We start from the raw sequence: 11,868 nt of genomic DNA on the forward strand, positions 1-11,868 counted from the left end.
TGCAGGGGGGACCCTGTGGGAGAGTAGGACACCGCCGAACAATTCTTGGGAAAACCCCCGCACCTCCGGTGCGGGGGTTTTCTGCGTTTAGGGTGAGTTCATGCGCTATGACCTCGTCATCTTCGACAACGACGGTGTCCTCGTGGACAGCGAGCCCATATCCAACCGGCTTCTGGCCGCCTATCTGACCGAGCTCGGGCATCCCACGACGTACGAGGACTCCATCCGTGACTACATGGGGTCGGCGATGCACCGGATCCACGACCTGGTCCTGGAGCGGACGGGCAAGCGGCTGCCGGCGGAGTTCGACGAGGTGTTCCACGCGCGGGTGTTCGCCGCGTTCGAGCGGGAGTTGCGGCCCGTGCCCGGGGTGGCCGGCGTACTGGAGAAGCTGGCCGCGGACGGCGTGCCGTACTGCGTGGCCTCCTCGGGGAGTCATGCGCGCATCCGGGTCGGGCACCGGACGACCGGGCTGGACCGGTGGTTCCCGCAGGAGCGTGTCTTCAGCTCGGAGGATGTCGGGCGGGGCAAGCCGGCACCGGATCTGTTCCTGCACGCGGCCGAGCGGATGGGTGTGGCGCCCGGGCGGTGCGTGGTCGTGGAGGACTCCCCGCTGGGCGTACAGGCGGCTGTGGCGGCCGGGATGGACGTGTACGGGTTCACCGCGATGACGCCGGCGGCGAAGCTCGCGGGTGCCGGTCAACTCTTCTCCCGCATGGACCAGTTGCTCGACCTGCTGGTATGACCCCGGTCGGCCGTGCGGGCTGACATCTGTCATGCGGAGCTCCGGACGAACGTTCCTACTGCCGGACCCGGCCCGGGGGCGAAGCTGAGGGCATGACGAAGAACACGGGGAACCAGGGCCGTAGGCCGAGCGTGCTGGACAACTTCAAGCCGCTGCTCATCGATGTGGCGCTGCCGCTCGGCTCGTACTACCTCTTCAAGGACGCCTTCGGGATGAGCACCTTCGCGGCGCTCGCCTGGAGCAGTGTCGTACCGGCGGTGCGGACCGTGGGGGGACTGGTCAGGGAGCGCAGGACCAACGCGCTGGCGGGTCTGATCCTCTTCGTGAACGTCGTGTCCCTGCTGCTGAGTTTCGTCTCGGGTGACCCGCGGCTGATGCTGGCCAAGGACAGTGGGGTCAGCAGCACGGTGGCCCTCGGCATCCTGGTGTCCGTCCGGCTCGGCAAGCCGATGATGACCGCGGGCATGAAGCCCTTCCTGGTGAAGGGGGACGCGGCGAGGGAAGCCGCCTGGCAGCGGCTGGTGTCCGGGGCGGCGGCCGGTTCCGCGGCCTTCCGGTCCAGGGAGCGGGCGTTCTCCGTGGTGTGGGGGCTGACCCTGCTGACCGAGTGCGTCGTACGGGTCGTGGGTGCCTACACCGTCCCGGTGGACACCATGGTGTGGCTGGGTTCCGTGATCATGATCGCCACGATGGCGATCGGTTTCGTGGTCAGCGGCGGGCTGGCCGCGGGACCGATGGAGCGGATGCTCGCGGCCGAGGTGGAGGCCGGCCGGGCGGAGCGGCCCGAGGTGGCCGTCGCCGCCTGATCGCCGGGCGAGTGCCCGGTGGCCCGGAGCCCTGAACCGAAGCTGAGCAGAATTCACCTTTGGCTGGATCTACCCAGCGGTAGCCCGGGGCCCTACTCTCGCCGCCATGACTGATGTGCTGCGGCGCGGCAGGGCCTCGCTGGCGTTCAGCTTCTTCGCCCAGGGCGTCGCCTTCGCCCTGCTGGTGACGCGCATCCCGGCCATCCAGGACCGGTACGGGGTGTCCGACGCGCTGCTGCCGGTCTTCCTGGCGGCCGTGCCCGTCCTCGCCGGGATCGGCAGCGTGGCCACCGAGCAGCTGGTGAAGCGGGTACCGCCCAGCCGGCTGCTGCGCTGGTCCCAGCCGGTGGTGCTGCTGGCGCTGCTCGGCGTCGGGGCGGGCGGGCACGGGCAGGTCGCCGTACTGGCCGTGGCGCTGGGCGTGTTCGGCCTGGCGGTGGGCGCGCTGGACGCGTCCATGAACATGCTCGGCGTCAGCCTCCAGCGGTCGTACGGGCGCAGCATCATGCTCGGCTTCCACGCCGTCTACAGCCTGGGCGCGATCCTGGGGGCCTCGCTGGCCTGGGCGGGTGCGCACTGGCACCTCACGCTGTGGGTGTCGTACCTGCCGGTGGTGGCCGTGCTGCTGCCGGCGGCGCTGGCCGGGAGCCGGTGGTACGTGGACGGGGAGCCGGCGCCCGCTGCCGAGCGGGGCGCGGAGCGGGGGACCGTCGTCTTCAGGCTGCTGCTGCCGCTGTGTCTGGTGATGATGTTCGCGTACATCGGTGACTCGACCGTCTCCAACTGGAGCGCCAAGTACCTGAAGGACGTGCTGGGCAGCTCGGAGCAGCTGGCGACCGTGCCGTACAACGTGTACATGGTCACCACGCTCGTGGGGCGGGCCCTCGGGGACCTCGGGGTCCGGCGGCTGGGGGCCGTGGCGGTCGTACGTCTCGGGGCGGTGGTCGCGGCCTGCGGGTTCGCGGTGGTGGCCGTGGCGCCCGGCGCGTGGGCCGGGATGCTGGGTTTCACCCTGCTGGGGCTGGGGTTGTGCGTGCTGGTGCCGCAGACGTTCGCAGCGGCGGGGCGGTTGTTCCCCGGGGCGTCGGACGCGGCGGTCGCGCGGCTGAACATCTTCAACTACGTGGGGTTCCTGGTGGGCGCTCCGTTGGTGGGCGCTCTGGGCGACGCGTGGAGCTATCGGGGGGCCATGCTGGTGCCGATGGTGTTGGTGCTGGTGACGCTGGGGTACGCCAGGTCGTTCGCCGCTCAACCGGACCGATACGGTGGCGGGCATGAGCGGCCGCGCACAGCTGATGTGGGACGAGGCAGTAACGGGCTATGACTTCGGTCGGAACCATCCGATGGATCCGGTCCGGCTGGAGCTGACCCGCCGGCTGGTCGGTGCCTTCGGGCTCGACCGGGAGGTGGAGGTCGTCGCGGCGAAGCCGGCCGGCGAGTCCACGCTCCGGCTGGTCCACCGGGAGGACTACATCGACGCCGTGAAGGCCGCGTCTGCCGATCCGGAGGGGGCGGACGGCTCGTACGGGCTGGGGACGGCCGACGATCCCGCGTTCGCGGGGATGCACGAGGTGTCCGCGCTGATCGCCGGGCAGTCGGTGGGGGCGGCCGAAGCGGTGTGGCGGGGCGACGCCGGCCACGCCGTGAACTTCGCGGGCGGGCTCCACCACGCCATGCCCGGTGGGGCGTCGGGGTTCTGCATCTACAACGACGCCTCGCTCGCCATCGCGCGGCTGCTGGAGCTGGGGGCCGAGCGGGTCGCCTACGTGGACGTCGACGTGCATCACGGGGACGGGGTGCAGGCCGCGTTCTGGGAGGACCCGCGGGTGCTGACGATCTCGTTGCACGAGCATCCCCGTACGTTGTTCCCGCAGACCGGGTGGCCGCAGGAGACCGGGGCGGGCGCGGGGGAGGGGGCCGCGGTGAACGTGGCGCTGCCGGCCGGGACCGGGGACGCCGGGTGGGTGCGGGCCTTCCACGCCGTGGTGCCGGAGCTGCTCGCGGAGTTCCGGCCGCAGGTCCTCGTCACCCAGCACGGGGCCGACACGCACTTCGAGGATCCGCTCGCGCACCTGGCGGTCTCGCTGGACGCGCAGCGGGCGGTGCAGGTGGCGTGTCACGACCTGGCGCACGAGTACGCCGGGGGGAAGTGGGTCGCGCTGGGCGGGGGCGGCTACGCGGTGGTGGACGTCGTACCGCGGTCGTGGACGCACCTGGTGGGGATCGCGGCCGGGAAGCCGGTGGCCCCGGAGGCGGTGATCCCCGAGGCGTGGCGGCAGGCCGTGTACGCCCGGACGCGGCAGTCGGGGCCGTGGCGCATGACGGACGGGTTGTGGCCGGTACCGTGGGCGTCCTGGGAGGAGGGGTACGACCCCGCCGACCGGGTCGACCAGGCCGTGCTGGCGACCCGGCGTGCCGTGTTCCCGTTGCGCGGCCTTCTTCCCTGACGGGCCGGCCCGGCCCGCCCGAGGGCCGGGATTAGGCCAACCGTGCGGACTTCCGGCGTTCCCGTCCCGTCCGCACCCCCGATGGGCCACCATCGCATCCGTGTCGACCGCCGCCCGTCTCCGAGCGCATCTGGTGGCCGCCCGGCTGGCCGGGGAGGTGGGGACGTCGCGGGAGGACAGTCTGCGGAGCTACCGGCTGTTCGCCGCGCGGGACCCGCGCGTGTTGATCGGGATCGATCCCGAAGGGGCGTGGGGGGCCCGGGACCTGCTCGGGTTGATGGCGGAGAAGTGCGGGGTCTCGGCCGATCCCCGATACGTTTCCGGACCGGATGTGATCGATCCGGAGCGGACGCTCGCCGCGCTGGACGCCTTCGCCGGGCGGATCCGGGAGGTGGCCCGGCGTGGCGCACCGGTGCTGCTCGGCACCGGGCACCCGCGTCCGCTGCTCGGTTTCTACGCCGGTCTGGCGGACGCCTTGTCGGCGGCGGGATGTGAGGTCCTCACCCCGGCGCAGGGTCGCTGTGTCGACATATTGACCCGGTTCGGTCTACGTACCCATCGCCTCGAATACGTACGAGGGGTTGCCCTGGTGCGGGAACCGGCGAGCGGGCGCCCCGGTCGTGAGCCGGGCGCCCACAGCCACTCGCCGCTCCCGGTTCGGGTCGCGCTGGACGCCGCGGCGGAGGCCGGCGGGCCGCTGCCGGAGCTGGTGGTGGGGGACCACGGCTGGGTCTGCGGTGCTGGTCAGCTCGGGTTCGAGGCCATCGGTCTGGCCGACACGGATGACCCCGCGCTGTTCGTGGGTGAGGCCGAGGGACGGGTGTCCGTCGCCGTTCCGGTTGATGACGCAGTGCGGTCTGCTCACTACCGGCCGCTGATCCGCTACGTGCTCAATCGGGCGTGTCTGTCACAGTAGGCCGCCGATGGGTGCACCTCTTCCCCACTCGCATCACCCGCCCCTAGTCTGGGGAGTGAGCACGCAACGACGAAGAGTCACCGGAAGGGGAAGCCGGTGGCCGTCGAGTGCGGAAGGTTCAGGTGTGTCATGGCTGCAGCTGGCGAGAGGCCTCTGAACGAGGTTCAGTTCCTTACCGTGGCGGAGGTCGCCTCGGTGATGCGAGTGTCGAAGATGACCGTGTACCGCCTGGTGCACAGCGGTCATCTGCCCGCGATCCGGGTGGGACGGTCGTTCCGCGTCCCGGAGCAAGCGGTACACGAGTACCTCCGCGACAGCTATGTGGGGGTGGAGACGGCCTGACGGCGACCCCCGGGTGACCCCTCGATTACGACCTCGGCGCTCGGTTGGGTAGGCTAGCCCCTCGTAGGTCGTGTGGGCCCATGGCGCCCAAACAACCGAGTGATGAGAAGTGAGCGAGGGTAGTCGTGGGCTCTGTTATCAAGAAGCGGCGCAAGCGGATGGCCAAGAAGAAGCACCGCAAGCTGCTCAAGCGCACGCGCGTTCAGCGCCGCAACAAGAAGTAAGCGGCGCCGCGAGTAGCGTGGCCCTGTGGCCCCCCACCAGCAGTGGTGGGGGGCCACAGGCATATACCGATGGGGGAATTTCCGTCGCCGGGCGCCCTTGGGGTCATCACAGCGCAACACCGACCGGCTAGGTTGGCCGCAGACGGGGAACGCGGGATACCGGTCATACGGGAAGGAAGGCGCTGATCTTGGGACGGATCGTGCTCGTCACCGGAGTCGCCCGGCAGCTCGGCGGCCGGTTCGTGCGGCGGATCCAGCGGGACCCGGAGGTCGAGCGTGTGATCGCCGTGGACGCGGTGCCGCCGGCGCACCACCTCGGCGGCGCCGACTTCATCCAGGCCGACATCCGGCAGCCGACCATCGCCCGGGTGCTCGCCGAGACCGGCGCGGACACCGTCGTCCACCTGGACGTCACGGGCACGGCCCTGGGCGGCGGCAGCCGGGCCACGGTCAAGGAGACCAACGTCATCGGCACCATGCAGCTGCTCGGCGCCTGCCAGAAGTCGCCGGCCGTGCGGCGGCTGGTGGTGAAGTCCAGTACGAACGTGTACGGCTCCGCGCCGCGCGACCCCGCCGTGTTCACCGAGACCACCCCGCCCAAGTCGCTGCCCAGCGGCGGCTTCGCGAAGGACGCCGTCGAGGTGGAGGGGTACGTGCGCGGGTTCGCCCGGCGGCGGCCGGACGTCGCCGTGTGCGTGCTGCGGTTCGCCAACATCCTCGGACCCGCCGCGGACACCCCGCTCGCCTCGTACTTCGCGCTGCCCGTGCTGCCGACCGTGTTCGGCTACGACCCGCGGCTGCAGTTCGTGCACGAGGACGACGTCATCGAGGTGCTGCGGATCGCCTCGCACGAGCCGCGCCGGGGCACTCTGAACAGCGGCACCTTCAACATCGCCGGGGACGGCGTGCTGCTGCTCTCGCAGTGCTCCCGGCGGCTCGGGCGGCCCACCGTGCCGCTGCTGCTGCCCGCGGTCACCTGGGCCGGCTCCCTGGTGCGTACGCTCGGTATGACGGACTTCTCGCCGGAGCAGATCCGGCTGCTCACCCACGGGCGGGTGGTGGACACCGTCCAGATGCGCGAGACGCTGGGCTTCACGCCCCGCCACACGACGGCCGGGACCTTCGCGGACTTCGCGCGCGGCCAGGGCGCCGGGCTGCTGCCGCCGGAGGGCCTGGCGGCGGCCGTCGACCGGATCGCCGCGCTGACCGCGAGGGCAGGCGGCCACCCCCAGACGCACAGCGCCAACTGAGGAGAGCGGCAACGATGGCGGACGCCAAGGTCATTCCGTTCGACGACGACCGGTCCCGCGGGAGCGCCGCACAGCGCCAGCCGCGGCGGCGGAGCGGGGGCAGCCGGCGCGGTGCGCTCGGGGAGCCGGGGGAGATGGGCGCGGTCCAGCCTCTGCCGGGACGGGAGGGGGCGCCGGAGGATGCCCCTGTGAGCCGCGAGGAGGAGCCGCTGGAGGCCGCGGAGGCCGGCGGGCTCGACGGCGGCCTGGAGCGGCGGGTGGCGGCCGGACTGGCCTTCCTGCGGCGCCGGCTCACCGGGGACTACGAGGTCGACGACTTCGGTTACGACGAGGAGCTGACCGACCAGGTCCTGATGTCGCTGCTGCGGCCGGTGTTCGAGAAGTACTTCCGGGTCGAGGTGAAGGGCATCGAGAACATCCCCGCCGAGGGCGGGGCGCTGATCGTCGCCAACCACTCCGGGACGCTGCCGCTGGACGGGCTGATGATGCAGGTGGCGGTGCACGACCACCACCCGGCCGGCCGCCATCTCCGGCTGCTCGCCGCCGACCTGGTCTTCGTGCTGCCGGTGGTCAACGAGCTGGCCCGCAAGCTGGGTCACACCCTCGCCTGCGCGGAGGACGCGGAACGGCTGCTGGGGCAGGGCGAGCTGGTCGGGGTGATGCCGGAGGGCTTCAAGGGGATCGGCAAGCCGTTCAGCGAGCGGTACAAGCTCCAGCGGTTCGGCCGGGGCGGCTTCGTCTCCACGGCCCTGCGCCGGGGAGTGCCGATCGTCCCGTGCTCGATCGTCGGGGCGGAGGAGATCTACCCGATGATCGGCAACGCCAAGACGCTGGCGCGGGTGCTGGGCATCCCGTACTTCCCGTTGACGCCGACGTTCCCCTGGCTCGGTCCGCTCGGTGCCGTTCCGCTGCCCACGAAGTGGACGATCCAGTTCGGTGAGCCGATCGCGACGGACGGGTATCCGCCGGAGGCGGCGGAGGACCCGATGCTGATGTTCAACCTGACCGATCAGGTGCGGGAGCAGATCCAGCACACGCTGTACAAGCTGTTGGTGCAGCGCCGCTCGGTGTTCTTCTGAGACGTCCGGTGGACGGCACCGAGGGCGCCCTGCTCGGAAAAGGGCGCCCTCGGTGCCGTACGGCCGCTTCGCGTCAGTCCGCGTCCTGCCCGTCGATCCCCAGGCCGGGGAGCAGGTCGGGGATGAGCGGGGGGATCGTGACGTCCGGCTGGCCCGTGGGGGACCTGCCGGCGGACGGCGACGCGGTGTCGGGCCCGGTCTTCGGCGGTTCGAGCAGTCCGCCGGTGTCACCGCCGATGAGCCCGTCGCCGCTGCTGCCGGTGGCCGGACCGCTCGGCGTGCCCGTGCCGGTGTGCTTGCCGGCGGACGGCGTGTTCCCGGCGCTGGGCGTGGTGGACCGGTGGCTGTCGGAGGTGCCGGTGGACGCCTTGCCGGAGCCGCCCGGGTGTCTGCCGTCGCCCGGCTTCGCGGGCGGCTGCGGAAGCAGGGACTGCAGCGGGGCGACCTCTTCGTCTATGGCGTCGAAGACCGAGGACACCTGCTGTTTCACATCGCCCAGCTGCGTGGGCAGCCTGTCGCTGAGCGCGCTCCAGACCTGGCGGTGGGACCGGGAGAACGTGGACAGCGCCTGGATGGGGCCGAGCGACTCCGGGTCGGCCTCGTAGGCCGCGTGGAGCAGGCGGTGGCCCTCGGCGACGTCGTGCTGCATTCCGGACAGGGTGCGGCGGATCTCGCCGATGGACTCGTGGTCCAGGTGGCCGCCCCGGCCGCGCTCCAGCAGGCGCCGGGCCTCGCTCAGGCGGGTGGAGGCCTGGTCGAGGTAGGTCTGGCCGCGCTGGTCGTCGCCGTCGGTCAGGTAGTTGAGCTTGAAGTCCTCGATGCCGCGTTTCAGTCCGTACAGCGAGTCGCCGGGCAGGGCGTCGGAGCTGGCGGCGGCGACCCCGCCGAAGGCCCCGGCGGCCACGCCCACGCTGAGCCCGCCGGCCGCCAGGCCCTTGGTCAGTCTCGTGCGTGGGCGGAGCTTGCCCAGCGGGCTCGCCCGGTGGGCGCCCTTGGCCCGGTGGGAACGCTGTTCCGGTACCGACGTGTCCGTCGCCCCGGTTCCCTCCTGGAGCATGGCCTCCATCGCGGCCACCAGCTGGGCCCGCTGGACCACCTTGACCTCGGGGTCGAGCTGCGGCCTGGGCAGCGCGCCGAGGCCCGCCGCCAGGGCCAGCAGTGCGCCCTGCTCGGTCCGGTCCTCGGTGGTCGGCGGTGATTCCGCCGGGCCTACGGACTGCTCGGCCGCCGTGTCCCGGTCGGACTGCTCCTCCAGGGCCTGGGCGAAGGCGTTCGCCCGCCGGTGCGCCGATACGTTCGCGATCACTGGCGGCACCTCCTCTCGTCATGACGGTCGACTCCCCAGGGGGTCCTGAGGGTTGCACGCCCATGGAACTTCCACGCGATCGGGTGATCGCGGTCGGCCAGGACGTGACCACAGGGAGCCTGTATCCCGCACAACGACTGGCGCGGCACTTGGGTTACGGACGGCGGATGACCGGATCGGAAAGGCAACGGACTTTCACCGAAGGTGAGTTGACCGTCGCCCTGGGTCACGTGGTCAGCGGGCGTCGTCCGGCAGCAGCCGGGCGAGGGTGCGTACGGCGCGGTACTGGAGGGTCTTGATGGCGCCCTCGTTCTTGCCCATGACCCGGGCGGTCTCGGCGACCGAGAGGCCCTGGAGGAAGCGGAGGGTCACGCACTCCTGCTGCTGGGGGTTGAGCCGCCGTACGGCGTCGAGCAGGGCGGCGTTCGACAGGGACTCCAGGACGGAGTCCTCGGGGGAGCGTTCGACCTCGTTGGCGTCGAGCATCTCGCCGGTGGTGACCTCCAGCCGGAAGCGGCTGGACTTGAAGTGGTCGGCGACCAGGTTCCGGGCGATGGTGACCAGCCAGGCGCCGAAGTCGCGGCCCTGCCAGGTGAAGGTGCCGATCCTGCGGAGCGCCCGCAGAAAGGTCTCACTGGTGAGGTCCTCGGCGGTCGCCCGGCCGCCCACGCGGTAGTAGATGTACCGGTAGACGGTGTCGCTGTACTGGTCGTAGAGCCGCCCGAAGGCCTCGGCCTCCCCGGCCTGGGCGCGTTCGACCAGGTCCATCATCCGGGCGCTGTCGCTGTCGGCGGCCGGACGGCGGGCGGTGGCCGCGCCGGTGGCCCGCCCTCGTCTGCCGACGGCGGCGCTGCCGTCGGCCAGTGCGTAGCACGGGCCGACGGGCGCGGCGGCGGCGAAGGCGGGGACGGCGGAGGCGGGGACGGCGTACGCGGTGGGGACGTAGCCGCGCAGCGTCTCCTTGACCATCGCGACTGTTGCGCGCAGCGTAGCCAGGCCCGAGGCGTCAACCCCGACGTGTGGGTACACGGGACTCCCAGAGGCAGAGCTTCCATCACGTGCAGTGCGGGACCGTTCACCCGTCGTAGCGACGGAGGGGTACCGGTTTGCGTCTGAGGAGAATAACGCTTCGTGCAGGGCCTGCTACACCGAGTTGCTCAAATCATCGATTGCGTCGCATACGTAGCTGTTTGATGGGGGGTCAAGTTTCGTAAACTGATCACTTGTTGACCGGAAAGCGGCCGATTTCGGCGAGGAGCGGCGCGTGTTGAAATGGCCGCGGCATAATTCGTGCGCGCGGGAACGGCGGTGGCGGCTATCGGCGCCGCCGGCTCAGGGCGATCGCCGCGGCCGTGCCACCGGCCACCGCGCCGACCCCGGCCGCCGCCGGGATGCCGACCTTCGCCGCCTTGCGGCCGGTGCGGTAGTCGCGCAGGCGCCAGTCCTTCTCGCGGGCGTGCCGGCGCAGCTTGGCGTCCGGGTTGATGGCGTAGGGGTGGCCGACCAGCGACAGCATCGGGATGTCGTTGTGGCTGTCGCTGTAGGCCGCGCAGCGGGACAGGTCCAGCCCCTCGGCGACGGCGAGCGCGCGGACCGCCTCGGCCTTGGCCGGCCCGTGCAGCGGCTCGCCGACCAGCTTGCCGGTGTAGACGCCGTCGACCGACTCGGCCACCGTGCCGAGGGCGCCGGTGAGGCCGAGGCGGCGGGCGATCACCTGGGCGATCTCCACCGGGGCGGCGGTGACCAGCCACACCTTCTGGCCGGCGTCCAGGTGGGCCTGGGCGAGGGCGCGGGTGCCGGGCCAGATGCGGTCGGCCATGTACTCGTCGTAGATCTCCTCGCCGATCGACTCCAGTTCGGCGACCCGGTGGCCCTTGACGATCGACAGCGCCGAGTCGCGGGCGTCCTGCATGTGCTCGGGGTCCTCGACGCCGGCCATCCGGAACCACGCCTGCTGCCAGGCGAAGCGGGCGAGGTCGCGGGTCTCGAAGAACTTCCGCTTGTACAGCCCCCGGCCGAAGTGGAACAGGGCGGCGCCCTGCATCACGGTGTTGTCGAGGTCGAAGAAGGCGGCGGCCCTGTCGTCCCCGATCACCGGGAACTCCGGTTCCTCCGGCGTGGCGCGCGGGGCTTCCTGTGAGGACTTGCGGGCGGCCTCCGCCGAGGCCTCGCCTGCCAACACGCTCCGCGCCGTGGCGGAGCGCCTACGGGGAGTGAGCCATCCGAGAGCGGCCATGTCGTGAGCATAGCCAGTCCGCCCGGCGGTTCCGGCGAGCGGAGGTCGGGAGGTCGTGAACTCTGCGCGACCGGGTCGTTAAGGAGGTGATCCGCAGTGGGCGCCGGCGCGCGAGAATGGCCGGTATGAGTCCCCTCTTCCGACGCAGGGCCGAGCCGCGCGCGCGGCTGGTCACCCTCATCCGCAAGCCGGGCTGCCATCTGTGCGACGACGCGCAGGCGGTGGTCGAGAAGGTGTGCGGCGACCTCGGCGTGCCGTGGGAGCCGAAGGACATCACCGAGGACCGCGAGCTGCACGACCGCTACTGGGAGCAGATCCCGGTCGTACTGGTCGACGGTGAACAGCACACCTTCTGGCGCGTGAACGAGGAGCGTCTGCGCCGGGCACTGACCGACTAGTACAAACCGGCCGGAAAGTCGCTTAGGATCGACGGCGGTTTGGTCTCGGGGGCGGGATTCGTGAGGAGTGTGTGCGGTTTTGCCCCCAGTAACTAAGGAACGCCGCTGCGTATGCGCCG

Annotated in this window: 13 protein-coding genes; 10 read left to right on the forward strand and 3 right to left on the reverse strand. The window is 71.4% G+C overall.

Annotated elements, in window-relative coordinates; all coding sequences use genetic code 11:
- Positions 1-100: 100 nt before the first annotated feature.
- From AB0946_RS40360 to AB0946_RS40400, 9 genes are all read left to right on the forward strand, one after another.
- Entirely contained in the window at positions 101-745 is a 645-nt protein-coding gene (locus tag AB0946_RS40360) for an HAD family hydrolase (protein WP_366765718.1), read from the forward strand.
- A gap of 92 nt (positions 746-837) precedes the next feature.
- Positions 838-1,551, forward strand: a complete 714-nt coding sequence (locus AB0946_RS40365; protein WP_366765719.1) for a VC0807 family protein — start codon at positions 838-840, stop codon at positions 1,549-1,551.
- A 106-nt stretch (positions 1,552-1,657) separates the two neighbouring features.
- Positions 1,658-2,875 (forward strand): MFS transporter, encoded by a 1,218-nt coding sequence (locus tag AB0946_RS40370; RefSeq protein WP_366765720.1) that lies wholly within the window; start codon positions 1,658-1,660, stop codon positions 2,873-2,875.
- Positions 2,826-3,998 carry an acetoin utilization protein AcuC gene (locus AB0946_RS40375; protein WP_366765721.1) on the forward strand — a complete coding sequence of 391 codons (1,173 nt, stop codon included), beginning with the start codon at positions 2,826-2,828 and terminating at the stop codon, positions 3,996-3,998. Before AB0946_RS40370 ends, AB0946_RS40375 begins: the two co-directional genes overlap by 50 nt.
- Positions 3,999-4,098: 100 nt before the next feature.
- Positions 4,099-4,914 (forward strand): phosphatase, encoded by an 816-nt coding sequence (locus AB0946_RS40380; RefSeq protein WP_366765722.1) that lies wholly within the window; start codon positions 4,099-4,101, stop codon positions 4,912-4,914.
- 129 nt (positions 4,915-5,043) lie between these two features.
- On the forward strand, positions 5,044-5,256 hold the full coding sequence (locus tag AB0946_RS40385) for a helix-turn-helix domain-containing protein (RefSeq protein WP_121791081.1): 213 nt from the start codon (positions 5,044-5,046) through the stop codon (positions 5,254-5,256).
- Between the two features lie 125 nt (positions 5,257-5,381).
- Positions 5,382-5,480 (forward strand): AURKAIP1/COX24 domain-containing protein, encoded by a 99-nt coding sequence (locus tag AB0946_RS40390; RefSeq protein ID WP_003948845.1) that lies wholly within the window; start codon positions 5,382-5,384, stop codon positions 5,478-5,480.
- 188 nt (positions 5,481-5,668) lie between these two features.
- Positions 5,669-6,730, forward strand: a complete 1,062-nt coding sequence (locus AB0946_RS40395; protein WP_366765723.1) for an NAD-dependent epimerase/dehydratase family protein — start codon at positions 5,669-5,671, stop codon at positions 6,728-6,730.
- 14 nt (positions 6,731-6,744) lie between these two features.
- Positions 6,745-7,809, forward strand: a complete 1,065-nt coding sequence (locus AB0946_RS40400) for a lysophospholipid acyltransferase family protein (protein ID WP_366765724.1) — start codon at positions 6,745-6,747, stop codon at positions 7,807-7,809.
- Between the two features lie 73 nt (positions 7,810-7,882).
- On the opposite strand, the gene AB0946_RS40405 is transcribed toward AB0946_RS40400, so the two are convergent.
- The 3 genes from AB0946_RS40405 to AB0946_RS40415 all read right to left on the reverse strand — a co-directional run bounded on the left by AB0946_RS40405 (position 7,883) and on the right by AB0946_RS40415 (position 11,351).
- Entirely contained in the window at positions 7,883-9,115 is a 1,233-nt protein-coding gene (locus AB0946_RS40405; RefSeq protein WP_366765725.1) for a DUF5667 domain-containing protein, read from the reverse strand.
- Between the two features lie 234 nt (positions 9,116-9,349).
- Positions 9,350-10,144, reverse strand: coding sequence for an ECF subfamily RNA polymerase sigma factor, BldN family (locus AB0946_RS40410; RefSeq protein WP_366765726.1), 795 nt, complete (start codon positions 10,142-10,144; stop codon positions 9,350-9,352).
- A 286-nt stretch (positions 10,145-10,430) separates the two neighbouring features.
- On the reverse strand, positions 10,431-11,351 hold the full coding sequence (locus AB0946_RS40415) for an HAD-IB family hydrolase (protein ID WP_366765727.1): 921 nt from the start codon (positions 11,349-11,351) through the stop codon (positions 10,431-10,433).
- Between the two features lie 125 nt (positions 11,352-11,476).
- Between AB0946_RS40415 and AB0946_RS40420 the strand changes: the two genes are divergently transcribed.
- On the forward strand, positions 11,477-11,749 hold the full coding sequence (locus tag AB0946_RS40420; protein WP_225814320.1) for a glutaredoxin family protein: 273 nt from the start codon (positions 11,477-11,479) through the stop codon (positions 11,747-11,749).
- Positions 11,750-11,868 lie beyond the last annotated feature (119 nt).

This window comes from Streptomyces sp. NPDC046870, from assembly GCF_040704595.1.
Taxonomy (GTDB): Bacteria; Actinomycetota; Actinomycetes; order Streptomycetales; family Streptomycetaceae; genus Streptomyces; species Streptomyces argyrophylli.